The organism is Polaromonas sp. (assembly GCF_030682935.1).
Lineage (GTDB): Bacteria > Pseudomonadota > Gammaproteobacteria > Burkholderiales > Burkholderiaceae_C > Polaromonas.
This window is the reverse complement of the sequence record NZ_JAUXNA010000225.1, coordinates 12,931-31,479: the sequence shown is the minus strand read 5'-3', so window position 1 is coordinate 31,479 and position 18,549 is coordinate 12,931. Positions and strand designations below refer to the sequence as shown.

15 protein-coding genes, 2 pseudogenes and 1 CRISPR repeat array are annotated in these 18,549 nt (G+C 62.3%); of the genes and pseudogenes, 6 read left to right on the top strand and 11 right to left on the bottom strand.

Annotated elements, in window-relative coordinates; translation table 11 throughout:
- Nucleotides 1-12: 12 nt before the first annotated feature.
- A CRISPR array of direct repeats spans nucleotides 13-333; the repeat unit is 37 nt; unit sequence GTTTCAATCCACGCCCGTCATTGCTGACGGGCGAATC.
- 226 nt (nucleotides 334-559) lie between these two features.
- The 10 genes and pseudogenes from cas2 to Q8K05_RS10225 form a co-directional block, all read right to left on the bottom strand.
- Nucleotides 560-850: a CRISPR-associated endonuclease Cas2 gene (gene cas2 / locus Q8K05_RS10270; protein WP_305246519.1), complete on the bottom strand. Its 291-nt coding sequence runs from the start codon at nucleotides 848-850 to the stop codon at nucleotides 560-562.
- An 8-nt stretch (nucleotides 851-858) separates the two neighbouring features.
- Nucleotides 859-1,887, bottom strand: a complete 1,029-nt coding sequence (gene cas1c / locus Q8K05_RS10265) for a type I-C CRISPR-associated endonuclease Cas1c (RefSeq protein WP_305246518.1) — start codon at nucleotides 1,885-1,887, stop codon at nucleotides 859-861.
- 45 nt (nucleotides 1,888-1,932) lie between these two features.
- Entirely contained in the window at nucleotides 1,933-2,571 is a 639-nt protein-coding gene (gene cas4, locus Q8K05_RS10260; RefSeq protein ID WP_305246517.1) for a CRISPR-associated protein Cas4, read from the bottom strand.
- Nucleotides 2,572-2,602: 31 nt separating this feature from the next.
- Nucleotides 2,603-3,451, bottom strand: a complete 849-nt coding sequence (locus tag Q8K05_RS10255) for a BRO family protein (protein ID WP_305246516.1) — start codon at nucleotides 3,449-3,451, stop codon at nucleotides 2,603-2,605.
- A gap of 27 nt (nucleotides 3,452-3,478) precedes the next feature.
- The gene (cas7c, locus tag Q8K05_RS10250) at nucleotides 3,479-4,468 is read right to left on the bottom strand and encodes a type I-C CRISPR-associated protein Cas7/Csd2 (RefSeq protein WP_370868822.1); all 990 of its coding nucleotides are present in this window, start codon (nucleotides 4,466-4,468) and stop codon (nucleotides 3,479-3,481) included.
- Nucleotides 4,465-6,294 (bottom strand): type I-C CRISPR-associated protein Cas8c/Csd1, encoded by a 1,830-nt coding sequence (cas8c, locus tag Q8K05_RS10245; protein ID WP_305246515.1) that lies wholly within the window; start codon nucleotides 6,292-6,294, stop codon nucleotides 4,465-4,467. Before cas8c ends, cas7c begins: the two co-directional genes overlap by 4 nt.
- Complete coding sequence (cas5c, locus tag Q8K05_RS10240) at nucleotides 6,291-6,947, bottom strand: type I-C CRISPR-associated protein Cas5c (RefSeq protein ID WP_305246514.1); 657 nt, start codon at nucleotides 6,945-6,947, stop codon at nucleotides 6,291-6,293. Before cas5c ends, cas8c begins: the two co-directional genes overlap by 4 nt.
- A 9-nt stretch (nucleotides 6,948-6,956) precedes the next feature.
- Nucleotides 6,957-9,239, bottom strand: coding sequence for a CRISPR-associated endonuclease Cas3'' (locus Q8K05_RS10235; RefSeq protein WP_305246513.1), 2,283 nt, complete (start codon nucleotides 9,237-9,239; stop codon nucleotides 6,957-6,959).
- A 207-nt stretch (nucleotides 9,240-9,446) separates the two neighbouring features.
- Nucleotides 9,447-9,692 (bottom strand): annotated as a pseudogene (locus Q8K05_RS10230) (YceI family protein); the annotation flags it as partial.
- On the bottom strand, nucleotides 9,685-10,632 hold the full coding sequence (locus Q8K05_RS10225) for an SAM-dependent methyltransferase (protein WP_305246512.1): 948 nt from the start codon (nucleotides 10,630-10,632) through the stop codon (nucleotides 9,685-9,687). The pseudogene Q8K05_RS10230 and the gene Q8K05_RS10225, both read right to left, overlap by 8 nt.
- Nucleotides 10,633-10,735: 103 nt before the next feature.
- Between Q8K05_RS10225 and Q8K05_RS10220 the strand changes: the two genes are divergently transcribed.
- Both Q8K05_RS10220 and Q8K05_RS10215 read left to right on the top strand, forming a co-directional pair.
- Nucleotides 10,736-11,785 carry a serine/threonine protein kinase gene (locus Q8K05_RS10220; protein ID WP_305246511.1) on the top strand — a complete coding sequence of 350 codons (1,050 nt, stop codon included), beginning with the start codon at nucleotides 10,736-10,738 and terminating at the stop codon, nucleotides 11,783-11,785.
- A gap of 113 nt (nucleotides 11,786-11,898) precedes the next feature.
- Complete coding sequence (locus Q8K05_RS10215; protein WP_305246510.1) at nucleotides 11,899-13,587, top strand: phosphatidylserine/phosphatidylglycerophosphate/cardiolipin synthase family protein; 1,689 nt, start codon at nucleotides 11,899-11,901, stop codon at nucleotides 13,585-13,587.
- 133 nt (nucleotides 13,588-13,720) lie between these two features.
- Here Q8K05_RS10215 and Q8K05_RS10210 read toward each other — a convergent pair whose 3' ends face one another.
- Entirely contained in the window at nucleotides 13,721-15,136 is a 1,416-nt protein-coding gene (locus Q8K05_RS10210; RefSeq protein WP_305246509.1) for a PLP-dependent aminotransferase family protein, read from the bottom strand.
- Nucleotides 15,137-15,254: 118 nt separating this feature from the next.
- Here Q8K05_RS10210 and Q8K05_RS10205 point away from each other — a divergent pair.
- The 4 genes and pseudogenes from Q8K05_RS10205 to Q8K05_RS10190 form a co-directional block, all read left to right on the top strand.
- Nucleotides 15,255-15,407: pseudogene (locus Q8K05_RS10205) on the top strand (LysE family translocator); the annotation flags it as partial.
- A gap of 41 nt (nucleotides 15,408-15,448) precedes the next feature.
- On the top strand, nucleotides 15,449-16,390 hold the full coding sequence (locus Q8K05_RS10200; RefSeq protein ID WP_305246508.1) for a DMT family transporter: 942 nt from the start codon (nucleotides 15,449-15,451) through the stop codon (nucleotides 16,388-16,390).
- Between the two features lie 46 nt (nucleotides 16,391-16,436).
- Complete coding sequence (locus Q8K05_RS10195) at nucleotides 16,437-17,645, top strand: PLP-dependent aminotransferase family protein (protein ID WP_305246507.1); 1,209 nt, start codon at nucleotides 16,437-16,439, stop codon at nucleotides 17,643-17,645.
- Entirely contained in the window at nucleotides 17,626-18,549 is a 924-nt protein-coding gene (locus Q8K05_RS10190) for a PhzF family phenazine biosynthesis protein (RefSeq protein ID WP_305246521.1), read from the top strand. Before Q8K05_RS10195 ends, Q8K05_RS10190 begins: the two co-directional genes overlap by 20 nt.

The following is an 18,549-nucleotide window of genomic DNA, read 5'->3' as shown; positions in this document are numbered from 1 at the left end:
CTCCCTGTGGAGGTTTCAATCCACGCCCGTCATTGCTGACGGGCGAATCCTCCGAGGACGGGAAGCTGGCGCGGATTGCGTTGTTTCAATCCACGCCCGTCATTGCTGACGGGCGAATCGTGGAGCAGGCCGAGAGACGGGATTCAGCACAGAAGTTTCAATCCACGCCCGTCATTGCTGACGGGCGAATCTCAATAAGCATCTTTTGAATGTCGGTCGTTACGTGTTTCAATCCACGCCCGTCATTGCTGACGGGCGAATCCGCCGGTCAGGGCTTTTTGCACGACGCCACGCGTGTTTCAATCCACGCCCGTCATTGCTGACGGGCGAATCCCCGCGCTGCCAAAGCATTGCTGGCAAACGATTTTTTCGTACTTTTGCGCGAACCTGCTGGCAAGCAAGCAAGCCGCGGGCCGGATGTGCATGAAAAATACAAAAAAATCATTTAAATCAATGGCTTGCGGGGGACGCGAACCTCTCGGTGAAATAGCAGTCACTTGGGGTCCGCGCAGGCAACCTTACCACGGGGATTGCCCCCATGAAGGGAAATCAAGGTCAATCAGAGCACCAGCGGCCCGTCAAAGTCCACCGCCACGAAGGCGCCGTGTTCCAACACCTCGAAGCCCCTTGTCTGGGGAATGCGATAGAGCCGGAGGCAGTCCGCTTTGGGGTCAATTTCTGCCAAAAGCGCTCGCTCCAATGCCTCGAATTTTGCAATGTCGAGTTGACATTCAAACACCGATTTCTGCACCCGTTGCCCAATGCCCTCACACACCCTCGCCACCCGGCGCAAGCGGCGGCGGCCTTCTCTGGATTCGGTACTGACGTCGTAGCAGACAAGCACAAGCATTTTTATCCTTACCTGGCAACAAAGGGCACGTAGGGCGCACCGTCTTCGCGTATGGCGCGCGCCAACAAGCGCGCCTGAACCAATGGCATCAAACCCAGCGGCACCGACTGCGCCAGCAGGGGGTGATTGACTTCGTCCTTCTTGCGCTCCTGATACGCCACCACCACGGCCTTGCGGGCAGCCGGCTCCAGTTGAACGCCGCCACCCTCGCGCAGCACAAAATCATCAGCCGCCAGCTGGCCGCGATTGATCAACGTCAGGGCGAGTCGGTCGGCCCAGGGACGGAACTCTTCCATCAAGTCCAGCGCCAATGCCGCACGGCCTGGCCGCAAGGCGTGCAAAAAACCCACTTGCGGATCGAGCCCGGCGGCCTCCAGCGCGCTGCGGCAATCATTCATCCACATTGAATACAAAAAAGACAGCATGGCGTTGAAGCGGTCGCGTGGCGGGCGGCGTGTGCGCCCGTCCATGCTAAAGGCGCTGCGCTGATCGGCGCGAACCAGCAGGTTCAGGCCAGTGAAGTATTGGCGGGCTGCTGCACCCTCCACGCCGCGCAGGCTGTCCAGGTCGTTTACGTCGGGCAAGGCGCGCAAGGCAGCAGCCAGGTCATCGGCAAGTCGCGCCAGCACCTTGGCTTCATCCTCCACCTTGGCCTCGCGGGCTCCGCGCTGCAACACTTGCCGGGTATTTTTGATCTTGCCCGCCACGCAGGCGCGGGCCATATCCAGGGTGAAGGCCGCGTCAGAAATGCGCGCAAACTGGGCTTGCCGAAGCAGCACGTTGCCCGTGACCGCGCCCTCCAGGCGCGCTTTGAAGCGGCCGTTGTCATCAAGCAGCACCAGCGCAACACCGCTTTCTGCCAGGCGGTGCATGAGCGGGGCGGACAAACCCGTGTGCCCAAAGCAGACGACGGAACTCACGTGATGCAAGGGCACACGCAACCGGGTTTCGCGCTCCACTTCGACGCGCAAGGTGTCGTTGTCCAGCCGCAAATAAGTTTCGGGCGTGGTGATGTACAGGGTGTTGAGAAGTTGCATGGGCGAATGGGCTCACATCAGGCGTCAGGCGCTAGGCGCTAGGCGCTAGGCGTCTGGATCAAACAGGGCCGCACGCGCGGCAAGCACGCCCGCGTGGGTGGCTTGGGGCTGGCAGCGCTCTTGTAGCGAACAGGCCTTGCAGCGCCTGGCCGCTTGCTCGGACACCAGGGGCGGGGGCAGCTCGCCACTGGCCAGCATCTGGCGAATGGCATCGGCGGTGTGCACCACATCCGCACGCAATGGGTCGGTGATCACCACGACGCGCCGACGTTTGGAGGTGGCGTAGTAAATGGCGCCTTCGTTCACCTGTTTGCCGGCCATGGCTTGCAGGCACAGGGCCTGGGCGGCGAGTTGCAGGTCGTCACAGGCGGCAATGTCGGCGGCCTTGTTGCGACTGCCGTGTTTGTATTCAACTGGATAAGGCACGCCCCCGGCCAAAAACTCGACCACATCGGATTTCCCCACCAGGCCCAGCTCGTCATGCCACAGCGGCAAGGCGCGCTCAACGCGCACGCCCTTGGCGGTCTCAACGCCGGGCTGGTCCACCTTGGCGTGCAGCGCCTGGCCGCGCAGGGTGTGGACGTTTTCGTCAAACACCTGCTCCAGGTGAATCAAGCCGCACTGGCGCGGGCAATACTGCCAGTGCTGCAGGGCCGACAGGGGGATTTTTTCAGGCTCGTCCATAAGGTTTCCCGTTGACGTGGCGCCTTACGCCTTACGCTTTTCGCGGTGGCTTCAGGGCCTTCTTGGCAGCGGGTGGCAGGAAATTTTCGCCTGACACCACCGATTTGCCTGTCTGGCTTTCTAGCTGATGGCGCGCCTGGCGGGCGATGCGGCCACCGGCCTTGGCCGCTGTTTTGTTTTGCGGCATGCCAGTGGCGTCAACGCTTTCAGAAATCTGCCGGGTGGACAACTCGGCCAGCGCCGTAAAAATCAGTTCCGCCTCGCTCATGTGGTCGCGCAGGTTCTGACTTTTCAGGCCCTTCATGCCCTTGTGCTCGTTGACGCTGACCCCGGACCATTCCTGGTGAATGATATTGGTCAGGATGGCAAACTCACTGCCTTCCTTGATGTCATGGCCGCGCCAGTAGTCGGTCAGCTTGTTGCGCGTTTCCTGCCCGGTCATGCGTTGCTGAATCCACTTGTCGCTGCGCCCATGTTGCTGCCAGGTCTGGCGCGCCCGGTCCAGCGACAGGGCCGGATCGGCCATCTCTTGCATGCGCTCATAGCCGACCTTGGCGAGCCAGAGTTTGATGGGCTCGGCCTTGGGGCTGGGGACGGACTGCACCAGGCGCAACAGGGTTTCGGCGGTGGCGACGTCGGTGAGGCGTTGCTTGCCGTCAGTGGCGAGCATCTTCAACTGGTGACAGTTTGTCACCAGTTCACTCCCCTCATTGCCGAGTCGGCGCTTGAGTTGATTCCAGTATTTACGGGCGGTCAGGTCATCTGGCTGCTGCGTCAGCACCTGCACCACGTCAATCACCGAAAACCACCATATTTCAGTGGCTTCGTCGTACACGCGGCGGATGGACTGACCGTCAAATTCAGTGGGCAGGATTTTCATGCTTGGTGACTTTCAAGACCTTGTGTTTCAGCATCTTCTGGTCAGGGTGACGCCCGCTGCGGGCTGGACTGATTGCCCGACCGACAAGCTTTGATCGTCAAACAAAACAGAATACGCATCGAAGCTCCGGGCGACTGCACCCTCTTCTTTGGGCTTGACTTGCAGGCGGTCGAACAAGGCATGGGCCGGGGCGTTGCCCAGTTCGCTGTCGTGCTTGAAGACGTACAACCCACGCGTTGACATTTCGCCACGGGCGGCAGAGCGGTCGTGTTCGAACATCTGCGCAAGCGCCTGGAACACCAGTTCAAGGTCGTCGTCACCAAACCCGGTCTGCTTGGCGAGGAAGGATGAAACAAAGCCATGGGCGACATACACGCCGTAGGGCACGGTGTGCTTGCGGCCCATGGTGCGGTTGTCGCCCTGTTGCTTTTCCGCTTCTGCTTCTGTGGCAACCGCCATGCGGGTGATGGAGTGCTCCAGCGCCACGATCGGCTCGACTGAGCGGGCAAAGGTGAGTTGCACCGGGCCGCGAACTTGGCCGCAGTTGATTTTGGTGGACATAACGGCGCCAAAAGTACGCACGTCAAAGAAGTTTTGGCACATCCATTGCCGTGCGCTGCCAACGTCGTCCGCACCACCTTTGCGCTTTTCTTTGGGAGCCTTTTTCTTTTTGGCATCGGCCTCTTCCGCTGCAATGACCGCATCGTCTTCGCCGACCAATTCAACGGCATCCAACTTCAGTGCAGCATAGGCGCGCTGATTCTGATGATTCAGGATGGCTTTTTCACGCACGTAAATTTCAAACCGTTTTTCACCTGCCTCGGGCTCGCGTACATCCTGATCCTTGACCAGTCCGACAAAATTTCGGATCTTCCTTTTAAGCGCCACGTCCGTCACCAGTCCGTGACCGGATTCCGCATCCATGCGCGGCATGTTGCCGGCGTCCGGGTCGCCGTTGGGGTTGCCGTCTTTCACGTCAAAAATGAGAACGAAATCGTAGCGGTTGGCGAGATTCATGATGGGTTTCCTTCAGTAATGATGGTGGAGTCGTCAGGTCTTTTGGTGAAAAAGTCTTGCCGCTGGTGGTAATAACCCAGCGCGAAGCGGCCTTGGTCGGGCAGCGGTAAATGTTTGGGGAAATCGGCCACGGCACCCAAAATCTCGCCCAACAGCTTTTCAAACCATGCCGCTTGACCGACAGACAACTTCTTCAGGTGTGCATTTTTGAGCCGCAGCAAGGTGGTGAACACTGCGACGGGGGTGCTCGATGCAGCGCCGTAATAGCGATCCCGGATGGTTGAATTGAGCTTGCCCGGCCCGCCTGCGGATGACTCCTGTATCCGCTCCAGAACGGCAAAAAGCCGACCCAGCCGGTAGGCAGGGTTGGTGTTGGTAAGGTCAAGCATGGACAAAAACTCCTTCTCGGGGGACGGGTTGGTGGGTGTGACAGATGAACGACGGACCTGGCGATTGAGGCAAGCCTTAATGGCGGCTGCGCGGTAGTAGTTAACGTTTTGCTCAGCCCGGCAGCGCCCCACGGCGGCGTTGAGCCACAAACTGGGGTACGGCACGTCTGGCCCGGCAAAGACAGCATCGACGATGGCACCGCCCAGATTCGGCGGCACCCTTTCAATATCGCCGTGGGGTTGGCTACCGGTGGCCAAGCACACGGCTTGCAGCAAGCGTTTCAAACTCGGGTATTGCGGGTCATGGGGGCCACGCGCTATTTCGAGGTCTGTGAAATGCTGGAGGATGCGCTCGCCCAGTTCATGCAGCGGCAGGCAGTGATAAAAGCGAATGCTGATGCGGGCGGCGTTGGGGGCCAAGCCCAACATGTGAAAACGAGTCATACCGTCAGGCCCACTCAATTTTCCGCTTTGCATGGCTTCGAATAGCGCACGTACTGCACGCACGCCCTGATCTGGATCGTCCTTGGGTGGCTCGCCAAAAATATCAGGAACGGCAGATTCAAACTCTGACTCTTTTTCTGCCCAGAATACGGTGGAAGCGTCGCCTATCTGAACGCGCTGAGTGGAATCTCTACGCAGCAAATGATTCAACGCTGTAGCGTACGAAAAAGCAGCTGGTTTACCAATTGGAAAAATGAAGCCTTGCTCTTTGCCGTACGAGGAATAGGCCGGGGCCTCCTTTGTATTTGCAGCTGCAAGTGGAGAAGGTTTGGAACAGACGCCGTACACCTTCGGATGTAGACGTGCAATCTCTTCAAACTTACCTGTTACCAAGCAAACGCCAGACTGCACAGCACTGCTGGCATCACCTTCCTCTTCAGCAGATGTGCCCTGACTAACGTGGTTTTGAAGCCAAGATTCATGAATAACTGGTTCGACGGCACCTGCAAGCCGAAATGTCATATTCGCACCAGCGATCTTTACCATCTCCACTGCGTCAGGTCTAGAAAAGACTTTTTTGTACTCGCCTTGTCTGTAAAACTTTGATACCGCTGCAAGTCCAGTTGATCCTGGGTACATCAAAGCCATAGATTCAACGCGTGCAATGAATGCCCCAAGTTGTTTGGCAGCTTTTTCAACCGAATCACTTGGATCAATTTCGCCGTTTGGTTTGCGCTTCGGTTCACCAAGCACAAACCCGTAGTGATCCCACAAGAGATTGGGCTGCGCCCAGGCATTTTTTCCTGATCGAATTTCAGACTGAGGAATCAGTATTGGGCTGCCCCTTGGATTTTCCTTATCGGCGCGAGATGTAACGATCACAACTTGCCCCTCATGGTCAAGCACGATAAAGAATGGAATCGCTTTTAACTCCCAACCGGGCGGCGCCAGTTTTGCGCGCGCATAGTAGTCATTCAATGCCTGGAGAATCATCCGCGTGCCTCCTCAAACGGGGGAACTTCAATCACGCCCGCCGCCATCTTCGCGTTGAAGAAGCGCGGCTGTGGGTCTGAGGGATGGGTGAAGTCCAGGTCATGCAGCATCCAGCCCAGTTCGCGGGTTTCGCTGATGGGGGTCGCGGCGGGCGCATCTGACGCCACCAAACCGAAGGCGGCGGCAAATTCCCGGCAACCCAAATACGGCTGGTTCACGCATTGCCCCTTGGAGGCCCGGCGGGCAAACATCTCGGTGTATTTCATCAAGGGCTCACCCGCCCTCCCAGGTGCCAGCGACAAATCAGCGTGGATGCGGTAGGCCACATCGCGCAAAAAGTAGCCTGCGCGTTGTTGGCGTTCCTCTTCGATATAAAGCCCCAGCGTGCCACTGCCTGCCGTCATGGCTTGCTGCACATTGCGGGTGGACACCACGGCGCTGACCTCATTACGCCGCAGATTGATCCAGCGAATGGGTTTGAGCACTTCAATGCGATGCACCCGCCATCGAATCGCGGGCTTCCACAAAATGGCCTCAAAAATGGAACGCGCCGCAGAGGGCGTCATCACGTCATATGAGACGCGCTCGACCTTCATTTCAGGGCGGGTAAAACAGGCGAAGGGGCCAGAAACCTCAAGACAAAATTTACTCATAAAGTCCGTTCAAGGTGCGAAGCCACCAGGGTTGTATAAATCATCGTCCGGCTTCAAGCCGAGCATGGGGTCGTAAAGGTTGTCCGCATTCACTTGCACATAAAGCCCCGGCATGGGCAGCGTCAGACTGCCCTGCATGAGCATCCTGTCGGCCACACGTCTATGGATGCTGACGGTGTAGCGCTGCAGCTTTCGCATGAGCCAGCGCGCCGGGCCTTCTGCGGCCAGCTTGCCAAGTAGTTTTTCAATCTCGTCGCGGTGTTCGGCATAGCGCACCACGACCGTGGCTGAGTCCTGGTCATCAATCAGGCGAAAGGCACCGGCAGCAGAGCGGAACTGCACGCCCAGCGTTTTTGGCTCCACCTTGAGCATGGGCACAATCTTTTTATTGTCCAGATCAACGGAGCTGTAGAACTGCCGAAAGTAGGTGGCAAACAAGGCGCGTGCCAGTGGATCGGCTTGTTGACCATGCAAGGTGCTGACACAGGCCTGCGCGCCTTTGCGCAAGTGCCCTATGGGCGGGGGCTCTGGCGGCACGAAGACCACGACGCGGCCCTTCCCGCTCAGTCGTCCTTCGCGGTTGCAGCGCCCTGCGGCCTGCGCGATCGAGTCCAGCCCGGCCAGGGCGCGATACACCACGGGAAAATCAATGTCCACCCCGGCCTCGACCAACTGGGTGCTGACCACCCGCAACGGTCGCAGGTCGTGCCCCTCGCGCTTGGCTTTGAGACGTGCCTTGATCTGGTCGATGACCACTTTGCGATGCGCGCCGCACATGAGGGCCGACAAGTGCAAGGTGTCAGGCGGCAACAAACGCTGCAATTCGCGGGCGGCTTTACGGGTGCCGACGATGGCCAGCACACAGTCTTCGGCGGCAAGTTGCGCAGCAGTATCGACCCAAGGCGTCGGCGTGTACCAGTCTTGGGGCAGCGCCACATTTACTCGTTTAAGCGCATTAAACAGGGCATCGGGGTCGTCGATGATTTCGCGCACGTTGTCCAGTCCACGCAGGTTGCTGCTGGCATCGAAATAGTCGGTTGTATTCAACGCGGGCTGGGTGGCGGTACACAGCACCACGGTTACGCCATAGTGCTTCACCAGCAGGTTCAGCGCATCCAGAATGGGCTGCAAAAATTCAGGCGGCAGTTGCTGCGCTTCGTCCAGCACGATGATGCTGTTCACGATGTTGTGCAGCTTGCGGCAGCGCGAGGTTTTGGCAGCGAACAAGGACTCGAACAACTGCACGTTGGTGGTGACAACCAGCGGCGCATCCCAGTTTTCACAGGCCAGACGGCTGCGGGCAGTCTCGTCCCGGTCAGCCGCATCGGCCTGGCTGTGGTGCTCAATCAAGACTTCGCTACCCAGCGCATTGAACACCTCGCGAAATACGTCGGCGGTCTGTTCAATGATGCTGGTGTAGGGAATGGCGTAGATCACCCGGCGCTTGCCGTGGGTTTTCGCGTGATTCAGGGCAAACGCCAAACTGGACAAGGTCTTGCCGCCGCCCGTGGGCACCGTGAGCGAAAAGAACCCGGCGGGCAGCGCCGCCTTGTCGCGGCACTGGCGCAGGATGTCGGCGCGCAAGGTATTGACGGTGGAGGGTGTGGCTTGGGCGGCTGCGGTCTTGGCGGTCATGTGCTCATCCAAAGCGGCCCGCATTTGATCCAGTTCGGGGAAGCCTTCCCGCCGGGCGGGCTTGCCCGCGTCAAAGTGCGCCTCCGTGTCCAGAAAATCGGCGTCCACCAGACACGAAAACAGCAGGCGAGCCCATAGCGAGAAGCCTTCTGCGCCGCCGGGAATTTGGCGCAGATCGGGGACAAAGTCGCCAAATTCAAGAATGCTGACAGGCGGCTGGGCCGCCAAGGCTTCCTGTAGTTCAGTCTGGCAATCGGCTTGCGCCAGCCGCTCTTTGAGGCCGCCATCCCAGTCGTCCAAGCCCGCGTGATGGCCCGCGATCAGATAAGCCAGCAAACGAGCTGCAAGTTTTCCGTTGGCTCCGTGCGTCTTTTCAAGCGATTGCAATGCCCACAAAGCTCCTGCGGCAGAGTGTGTTTTCTCTCGTCCACCCACCTTGCCCTCGATGTGCGCATTGATGTTGTCGGCCAACGCCACGTAGCGCTGAAACCCAGGACGGTACTTGCCCAGGTCATGCCACAGGCCCGCAACATAGGCCCAACGTTGCGTGGCGGCTGCGGGTTCAAACGCTTTTGAAAAATCAGCCGCCATTGCGGCCACAGACTGCAGGTGCGCGGCCAGCGAATGCCCGCCAGAGTGGGCCAGTGCTTCCGACATGATGGCTTGCTCCCTGAAACTTGTAGTGCAGAGCATCTTAATCCCGCCATAACAATTATTTACGATTGTTTCATGACCCATCCCCCCTTTAAATCGGGGGTGAGAGCCTTCCGTAAAGCCCTTGCGCCGGGCAAATCAAAAAAGCCCCGCCGTCACCTGACTGGCGGGGCTTTTCTGTGCAACGCGGGGTTGCAAACGGGAAGGCACTTACTGCTTGACGGCTTCGATCTGGATCACCAGGCGGACGTTTTTCGGGAAGCCCCAGTCGATGCCGTAGTTCATGCCGAAGGCGGTGCGGTCGATCGTGGTTTCGAAGTCGCCGCCGCACACTTCGCGCTTGAGCATGAGGCGGGCGTAGCAGTTGAACTGACGGGCTTTGAGCGTGACGGGCAGGGTTTTTCCGAGCAGGCTCAGGTTGCAGGTGACTTCGGACACCTTGTCACCGTTAAGGCTGCGCAGCTATCTGCACCGCAAACCGCGTACTCAACTCCCCCAGCCCCAACTCGTCCAGCACCTGCTGCAGCCGCATTTGCGCGGCGCGGGTTTTGCCGGGGTTGGGCGTGGCCGGCCGGCTGGCCAGGATCAGCTCGTTTTTCATTGAATGCTCCCAGCCCACCAGTTCGGTCACGGTGACCTGGTAGCCGTGGGCTTCAAGCTGCAGGCAGCGCAGCACGTTGGTGATCTGGCTGCCGAATTCGCGCGTGTGCAGCGGGTGGCGCCAGAGCTCGGCCAGCGGGGTTTTGGCCAGGTTCAGCGCCCGGCTTTTTTTCAGCACGCTGGCCACTTCGGCCTGGCAGCAGGGCACCAGCACCATGTGGCGGGCCTGCTTGGCCAGGCCAAAGGCAATCGCGTCGTCGGTGGCAGTGTCGCAGGCATGCAGCGCGGTCACGATGTCCACGGTGTCGGGCAGCTCGGCCGAGGTGGTGGCGTCTGCCACCAGAAGGTTTAAAAACGACATGCGCGCAAAGCCCAGCTGCGCAGCCAGCGCGCGGGATTTGTCGACCAGCTCGGCGCGGGTTTCAATGCCATAGATGTGCCCGTTTTTCTTCTCGCCCTGGTGCGCCACATTGAAAAACAGGTCATACAGAATAAAGCCCAGGTAGGACTTGCCGGCGCCGTGGTCGGCCAGCGTGAAGTCCCGGTCACCGGCGGAAACTTCCTCCAGCAGTGGCGCAATGAACTGGTACAGGTGGTAGACCTGCTTGAGCTTGCGCCGGGTGTCCTGGTTGAGCTTGCCCTCGCGCGTGAGGATGTGCAGCGCCTTGAGCAGCTCAATCGACTGGCCGGGGCGAAGCTCTTCGATGACCTGTTCGGGCCTGCCAGCTTTTGCGGTGGCAGGTGCTGGCGCTTTGCGGGAGGTCTTGCCGGTGGGGGGGGGGCTGGTTTTTTGCATGACCCTGCAGTTTATGCGCGCGCCCGTCCTGCATCGGCGGGTTTTTTTGGAGGCGCAGGGAACGCCCCTTGATGTCCGCCCCTGCGCAGAACGACAATGGGGCATGACTGAACACAACAAGGCCGCACCGGCGCGCGACGCCGTCCATGCCTATGAATCCCTGACCCCCGATGTGGTGCTGGACGCGCTGGCCAGCGTCGGCCTGATGGGCGACGGACGCCTGATGGCGCTGTCGAGCTACGAGAACCGGGTTTACCAGCTGCATCTTGAGAGCCCTGCGGGTGCGGGCGACAGGGCCGGCGAGGTGGTGGTGGCCAAGTTTTACCGGCCGGACCGCTGGAGCGATGCGCAGATTCTGGAAGAGCATGCGTTTGCCGCCGAACTGATGGCGGCCGAAATCCCGGTGGTGGGCCCGCTGGCGCTGAACGGCGCCACGCTGAACCACTTCCAGGGCTTTGGCTTCAGTGTCTCGCCCAGCCGTGGCGGCCGCCGGCCCGAGCTTGAAAATTTCGACGTGCTCGAATGGATTGGCCGCTTTCTGGCGCGCATCCACACCGTGGGCGCGGCCAGGCCTTTCACGCACCGCCCGGCGCTGAACCTGAGCACTTTTGGCACCGCGTCGGCCGAGCGGCTGCTGGCGGGCGGCTACTTGCCGCTGGACATGGAGTCGCGCTGGCGCCGCGCGTTTGACGAGGCAATGGGGGTGGCGCAAAGTGTGTTTGAAAGCGCGGGCGATGTGCAGCAGCTGCGCCTGCATGGCGACTGCCACCCCGGCAACATTCTGTGGACGCCCGAGGGGCTGCCGGGCGCCGGTCCGCATTTTGTCGACCTGGACGACGCGCGCAGCGGCCCGGCCGTGCAGGACCTGTGGATGCTGCTGTCAGGCGACCGGGCGCAGAGCACCCGGCAGCTGGGCGCGCTGGTCGACGGCTACGAGGAGTTTCGGGAATTTGACCGCCGCGAACTGGCGCTGATCGAGCCCCTGCGCACGCTGCGCCTGGTGCACTACAGCGCCTGGCTGGCGCAGCGCTGGCACGACCCGATCTTCCCGATCAACTTTCCCTGGTTTGGCTCCAGTGACTACTGGAAGGGCCAGGTCGACATGCTGGAGGCGCAAACCGAGGCCATGCAGGAAGCGCCGCTGATGGCATAGTGGAGTGGCCCTCCCGGCCGCGCAGTCAGGCCGGGCGCCTACAGGCAAAGGCGGCAGAACAGACCGGCGCTGGGGGCCAAAACCACGGTGCTTAGGCTACAGTGGCAAGCACTATGCAGACCTTTTTTGCGCGACGCCCCGCTTTCTTGAATGCCTTGCCGGCACACCGCCCATCGCGCTGGCTCAGCCTGCTGTTGCTCAGCGTTTGGGTGACGGGCTGCGCGTCCTTGCCCCGCGAGGTGGACCGCCCGGTCTCCAGCGCGCTGGCCAACCCTGAAACAACCCGCATCGGCCAGGCCGTGGCAGCGCGGGCCGCCACGGCCGGCACCCGCAACGACTCCGGTTTTGCGCTCGTGGGCAGCGCCGAACTGGCCTTCACCAGCCGCATGACGCTGATCAGGGCGGCGCAAAAAACGCTGGACATTCAGTACTACGCCATCCTGGCCGACGACACCACCGAGCGCATGTCCGAAGCGCTGCGCGAGGCGGCCGCGCGGGGCGTGCGCATCCGCATCCTGCTGGACGATTTCAACACCTCGGGCAAGAACGCCCGGATTCTGAAGCTGGCTTTTGAACCCAACATCGAGTTTCGGCTGTTCAACCCCTTGCCGGGCGGACGCGGCGCGCTGTTTTTGCGCATCCTGAGCAACCTCAAGGACGTGGCCCGCATGCAGCGGCGCATGCACAACAAGATTTTTGTGGCCGACAACGCGGTGGCCATTGTGGGCGGCCGCAACCTGGGCGAAACCTATTTTGGCCAGAGCGAAGGCACCAACTTTGTGGACATCGACGTGCTGGCCGCCGGCCGCATCGCGCGTGACCTGTCGGGCAGCTTTGACCAGTACTGGAACAACCCGCTGGCTTACCCGGTGCAGTCGCTGATGACGGTTGAGGAAATCGAAGCGCTCAAGCCTGCGGCCGCTGTCCCGGATGACCCCGCCGTGCCGGCCAGCGTCACGCAAACCTCGCCACCCGCGCCCAACAAAACAACCAGCGAGCGCACCACCACGTCCTTGAGCGGCGTCACCACCACCATTCCGGCGCTGCCTGACTCGACCGACCTGCGCCTGCTGAACTGGACCTGGGCGCCCTCTGTGATGCTGGTGGACAAACCATCCAAAATTGCCGCTGACGCCGATGCCGTGGGCGAATCGCAGGACACGGCGGTCGATGGCCTGCTGCAGCTGATGTCGCAGGCCAGGACCGATTTGCTGATCGTCTCGCCCTATTTCGTGCCCGGCGAAAAAATGATGCAGCAGTTTGCCGACCTCCGGCAACGCGGCGTGCGCGTTCGCGTGCTGACCAATTCGCTGGCCTCCAACGATGCCCCCGCCGCCCACGCGGGTTATGCGCGCTACCGCCAAGCGCTGCTGGCCATGGGCATCGAGCTCTACGAAATGCACGCGGAACAAAAGGGCACGATCACCCACTTCGGCTCAATGGCCGGTTCTGCGGGCGACTCCTTGGGCGCCTCGCGCGCCAGCCTGCACGCCAAGGTGGTGGTGATGGACAAGCGCCTGCTGATGGTGGGCTCGATGAACCTGGATTTGCGCTCCAAGCTGCAAAACAGCGAGGTCGCCATCGTCATCCGCAACCGCACCCTGTCCGCCGAGGCCACCCGCATGATCGAGCCCGCGCTGGTGGGCGGCGCCTGGCGGGTGGAACTGGTGGACGGTGGACTGGTCTGGCGCGCGCCGCAGGGCTCGACCCTGAAGGATTCGAAAACTGAACCCGACGCCAGCCTGGGGCTCAGGCTGATGCTCAAGCTGATCGGGCCGTTTGCGCCCGACGAGATGCTTTGAGCGGGAAAGACGCCCCTTCTTAATCTATAGGTGTTTTAGGCCTCCAGCCAAATACACACGAGCGCAAGCAGCTATGTAATTTATAGCAAATGTCGCCAATAGGGGACTGCGCTGGTTGACGCCGTGGCGCGGCTTAGGTCATCCGGTCCCGCAGCCGCGCAAACACCGTCCAGAATGCCGCCTCCTGCGTGGTCGCAAAGTTGATGCGCATCAGGGTGCTGGGCTTGCGCACCGCGTGAAACAGCGCGCCGGGGGCGATCAAATAGCCTTCATCGAGCATGCGCTGCGCGAGCGCGTCGGTGTCCACGCCGGTTTCGACCCAGCCGAACAGGCCTGCCGGTTCGGCCGCAAAAGTGCAGCCGTGGGCCAGCGCCAGTTGCACGCTGCGCCCGCGCGCCTGGTCGAGCCGGTTGCGTATGCGTTCAGCGTGACGGCGCAACTGGCCCTGGTCGATGCACCAGGCCAGCGCTTGCTCCAGCAGCGCGGGCGTGCTCAGGGTGGCAAGCAGCTTGGTGGTGAGCAGGCGCTCGACCAGGTCGGGCGGGGCGGCCATGAAGCCGACGCGCCAGCCGGGCGCGAGAATCTTGGCAAAGCCGCTGACGTAAATGGTGCGCTGCAGGCCGTCGAGCGCGCACAGGCGGGTGGCGTGCTCGGGCGCCAGGTGGCTGTAGGTGTCGTCTTCAACAATATGAAAATTATGCTGATGGGCCAGCTGCAGCACGCGGTGGGCGCTGCCCGGCGTGATGCAGTAACCGGTGGGGTTGTGGAACACGCTGACACTGACAAACAGCTTGGGGCTGTGCAGCTGGCAGTACTGCGCCATCACGGCCAGGTCGGGGCCGTCAGCACGGCGCGGCACCGGCAAAATCCGCATGCCCAGCGCATCGAGCCGGGCAAATTCCACGGCCCAGCCGGGTTCCTCGACCATCACGCAGTCGCCAGCGCGCAGCAGGGTGCGGCTGACAATGTCCAGCGCATGGGTGGCGCCGACGGTGGTGATGATCTGCTCGGGCGCGGCATGCACATTGAGCGCGCCCAGCTTTTGCGACAGCGACCGGCGCAGGCCCGCGTCGCCCAGCGGTTCGCCGTATCGCAGCGAAAACGCCCGCAGCGCGCTGGCACTGGTGACCTTGCGCACGGCCGCCGGCATGAAGCTGGTTTCCAGCCAGTCCGGCGGAAACACACCCATGCCGGGCTGCGGCTGGTCGCTGACCTGGTGGAACATGCCTCGAATCAGCGCGGCCGCATCGACAGGTCCATTTACTGTGTTTTTAATCGCTGCCTGCGCTTTACCGGCGGGCGCCCGAGCCATATTCGATGATGAATCACGGACAAAAAAGCCGCGATTCCTGCGCGCAACCACCAGACCCTGCGCCTGCAGCTGGTCGTAAGCCGCCACCACCGTGGACACGCTCACGCCCTGCTGCGCGGCGCACAGCCGCACCGAAGGCAGGCGCGCCCCGGGGGCCAGCAAATGGCTGCGAATGCGCTCGGCAAAGCGGGCGCAGAGTTGCTCGGTCAGTGATTGCGACGCGGTCTTGATCAACATGGCGGAGTCCTGGGGACGGGGTGGAACAGCTGTACTGACGGGGCGAGCCATACAGTTCTGAAATTTGTACCCCTGACTGTATCGCTACTGTGCTGGTTTCGGCGATAAAGTCAGCCCCATGAACTGGCAAGAATTTACGGCTTTACTGGTGCTGGCCACGGCGATGCGCTTTACGCCCGGGCCCAACACCACCCTGTCCACGGCGCTGGCGGCCAACCATGGCTTGCGGCGCGCGCTGCCTTTGGCGTACGCCGTTCCGGTCGGCTGGGGCGCGGGGGTGCTGGCGGTCACGGCGATCTGGGTGCTTCTTATATGAAGCACACGCCAGCCAACATCAACAAAGGTCTGTGGCTGGGGCTGCTGGGCATCGTGATTTTCTCGGTCACGCTGCCGATGACGCGGCTGGCCGTGGGCACGCCCGATGCGCCGCAAATGTCGGGCGTCTTCATTGCGATGGGCCGGGCGCTGGTGGCAGCCGCGCTGTCGGTGGTGTTTTTGCTCGCCACCCGCGCACCGTGGCCGCGGCGCCAGGAGGTGCTGCCGCTGGCCATGACCGCAGCGGGCGTGGTGCTGGGCTTTCCGCTGTTCACGTCAATCGCCATGCGCCATGTCGAAGCGGTGCATGCGAGCGTGATCGTCGGCATCTTGCCGCTGGCCACGGCGGCCGTCGGCGCGCTGCTGCACCGCCAGCGGCCGTCCGCCGGCTTCTGGCTTTGCGCGGGCCTGGGCAGCGCGCTGGTGGTGGCGTTTGCCGTGCTGCGCTCGGGTGCACCGGGCGGCGGCTGGTCGATCAATCTGGCCGACCTGCTGCTGCTGGCCGCCATGCTGTGCGCCGCCGTGGGTTACGGCTACGGCGCGCGGCTGTCGCAGCATATGCGCGCCGAGCATGTGATCTGCTGGGCGCTGGTGATGGCGCTGCCGCTGACCTTGCCGCTGGCGCTGGCCACCTGGCCTGCCGCGCCGCTCAAGGCCACGGCCTGGTGGGGCTTTGCCTACCTGGCGGTGTTTTCGATGTGGCTGGGCTTTTTTGCCTGGTATCGCGGCCTGGCGCTGGGCGGCACGGTGCGCGTCAGCCAGGTGCAACTGGTGCAGCCGTTTTTGTCGATGCTGTTTGCGGTTCCGCTGCTGGGCGAGCGCCTGGACGCGGTGACGGTCGGCTTTGGGCTGGCCGTGATTGCCACAGTGTTCATCGGGAAGAAAATGCCGGTGAATGCTGTTTCCGCACACAAGGTTACCGTCAAAAGTTTGAGATGATTCAGTATTGGGGAGTCGTTGACCACCCCGCCATCAGGAGATTGAAATGAAATGGACCCAGGCGCGACGCGCCCAGAAAATGAACCCTTCGGTGATCCGCGAGATCCTGAAGGTCACCGAAAAGCCCGGCATCATCAGCTTTGCCGGCGGCCTGCCCTCGCCCCAGACCTTTCCGGTCAGCGCCTTTGCGGCGGCTTGCGAAACCGTGCTGCAGGGCGACGCCCACGCCGCGCTGCAGTACGCGGCCAGTGAAGGCTTTGCCACGCTGCGCGAACTGGTGGCGGCCATGCTGCCCTGGGCGGTGGACCCGGCGCAGGTGCTGATCACCACCGGCTCCCAGCAGGGGCTGGACCTGATTGCCAAGGTGCTGATTGACGAGGGCAGCCGCGTGCTGGTCGAAACGCCGACCTACCTGGGTGCGCTGCAAGCATTCACGCCGATGGAGCCCGACATCGTGAGCGTCGCCAGCGATGGCGACGGCGTGGACCTGGCCGACCTGGCGGCCAAGGCCGCAGGCGCGCGTTTCTTTTACGTGCTGCCCAACTTCCAGAACCCGACCGGCCGCACCATGACCGAAGCACGGCGCGCCGCACTGAGCGCCGAGGCTGCGCGCCTGGGCCTGCCGCTGGTTGAAGACAACCCCTATGGCGATTTGTGGTTTGACACGCCGCCGCCGCTGCCCCTGACCGCGCGCAACCCCGAGGGCTGCATCTACCTGGGCTCGTTTTCCAAGGTGCTGGCGCCCGGGCTGCGGCTGGGCTTCATGGTGGCGCCGCTGTCGATTTTCCCGAAGCTGCTGCAAGCCAAGCAAGCCGCCGACCTGCACAGCCCCGGCTTTAACCAGCGCCTGGTGGCCGAGGTGATGAAGGACGGCTTCCTGGACCGCCATGTGCCCACGATACGCGCGCTGTACAAGTCGCAGCGCGACGCCATGCTGGCCGCCATGACACGCGAAATGCCCGAGGGCGTCGAATGGAACACGCCGGCCGGCGGCATGTTTTTGTGGGCGCGTTTACCTGAAGGCATGAACGCCAGTGAACTGCTTCCCCGGGCGGTAGAGCGCAACGTGGCCTTTGTACCCGGCTGGGCGTTTTATGCCGACCAGCCCGACGCCCGCACGCTGCGGCTGTCGTTCGTGACCTCCAGCGTGGCGCAGATCAACACCGGCATTGCCGCGCTGGCCGCTGCCATTCGCGATACGAACAAGGCCGCATCCAACCATGAAAATACCGCCCATGAAGCCGCGCCCGTTTAAACAGGTTGATGTGTTCACCGCCACGCCTTACTGGGGCAACCCGCTGGCCGTGGTGCTGGACGGCAGCGGGCTGGACGACGCGGCGATGCAGCGCTTTGCCCGCTGGACCAACCTGTCGGAAACCTGCTTTTTGCTGCCGCCCACCGATGCGTTGGCCGACTACCGGGTGCGCATCTTCACGCCCGGCGGCGAGCTGCCGTTTGCCGGCCACCCGACGCTGGGCAGTTGCCACAGCTGGCTGCAGGCCGGCGGCCAGCCGCGCGCCCCGGACTTCATCGTGCAGGAATGCCAGGTGGGCCTGGTGAAGATTCGCCGCGAGCCGGGCACCGAACGCCTGGCGTTTGCCGCCCCGCCGCTCACGCGCTCGGCGCCCGACGCGGCCTGGCTGGCCGAGGTCACGGCCGCCCTGGGCCTGCAGCCGCCGCAGGTGCTGGCCGCGCAGCGGCTGGACAACGGCCCGGTCTGGCTGGGGCTGCTGTTGGACAGCCCGGAGACCGTGCTGCAGCTGACACCCGACCACGCGGCGCTGGCAAGGCTTAAGGCCAAAGTCGGCGTCGCGGCGGTTTATCCGCCAGAAGAATCGTCGCCGCTGATAGCACGCGCCAACCGCGAGGCACGCGCATTTGACTCCGGCGTGAAAGACCCCATGGACGCAGCGCCCGATCTGGAAGTGCGCGCTTTCGCCGCACCCATCGGCGTTAACGAAGACCCGGTGACGGGCAGCCTCAATGCCAGCCTGGCCCAGTGGCTGATCGCCGAAGGCCACGCGCCCGCGCATTATCTGGCTTCGCAGGGCGTGTGCCTGGGCCGCGCCGGGCAGGTCTACCTTGAACGCGACGGGTCGGGCCAGGTCTGGGTCGGCGGCCAGTCGGTGACCTGCATCGACGGCCAAGTCAGGCTGTGA

Excerpts from the sequence above, each read along its gene's own strand:
- cas2 (WP_305246519.1), bottom strand. The coding sequence starts at position 850 with ATGCTTGTGCTTGTCTGCTACGACGTCAGTACCGAATCCAGAGAAGGC.
- cas1c (WP_305246518.1), bottom strand. The coding sequence starts at position 1,887 with ATGCAACTTCTCAACACCCTGTACATCACCACGCCCGAAACTTATTTG.
- cas4 (WP_305246517.1), bottom strand. The coding sequence starts at position 2,571 with ATGGACGAGCCTGAAAAAATCCCCCTGTCGGCCCTGCAGCACTGGCAG.
- Q8K05_RS10255 (WP_305246516.1), bottom strand. The coding sequence starts at position 3,451 with ATGAAAATCCTGCCCACTGAATTTGACGGTCAGTCCATCCGCCGCGTG.
- cas7c (WP_370868822.1), bottom strand. The coding sequence starts at position 4,468 with ATGAATCTCGCCAACCGCTACGATTTCGTTCTCATTTTTGACGTGAAA.
- cas8c (WP_305246515.1), bottom strand. The coding sequence starts at position 6,294 with ATGATTCTCCAGGCATTGAATGACTACTATGCGCGCGCAAAACTGGCG.
- cas5c (WP_305246514.1), bottom strand. The coding sequence starts at position 6,947 with ATGAGTAAATTTTGTCTTGAGGTTTCTGGCCCCTTCGCCTGTTTTACC.
- Q8K05_RS10235 (WP_305246513.1), bottom strand. The coding sequence starts at position 9,239 with ATGTCGGAAGCACTGGCCCACTCTGGCGGGCATTCGCTGGCCGCGCAC.
- Q8K05_RS10225 (WP_305246512.1), bottom strand. The coding sequence starts at position 10,632 with ATGCAAAAAACCAGCCCCCCCCCCACCGGCAAGACCTCCCGCAAAGCG.
- Q8K05_RS10220 (WP_305246511.1), top strand. The coding sequence starts at position 10,736 with ATGACTGAACACAACAAGGCCGCACCGGCGCGCGACGCCGTCCATGCC.
- Q8K05_RS10215 (WP_305246510.1), top strand. The coding sequence starts at position 11,899 with ATGCAGACCTTTTTTGCGCGACGCCCCGCTTTCTTGAATGCCTTGCCG.
- Q8K05_RS10210 (WP_305246509.1), bottom strand. The coding sequence starts at position 15,136 with ATGTTGATCAAGACCGCGTCGCAATCACTGACCGAGCAACTCTGCGCC.
- Q8K05_RS10200 (WP_305246508.1), top strand. The coding sequence starts at position 15,449 with ATGAAGCACACGCCAGCCAACATCAACAAAGGTCTGTGGCTGGGGCTG.
- Q8K05_RS10195 (WP_305246507.1), top strand. The coding sequence starts at position 16,437 with ATGAAATGGACCCAGGCGCGACGCGCCCAGAAAATGAACCCTTCGGTG.
- Q8K05_RS10190 (WP_305246521.1), top strand. The coding sequence starts at position 17,626 with ATGAAGCCGCGCCCGTTTAAACAGGTTGATGTGTTCACCGCCACGCCT.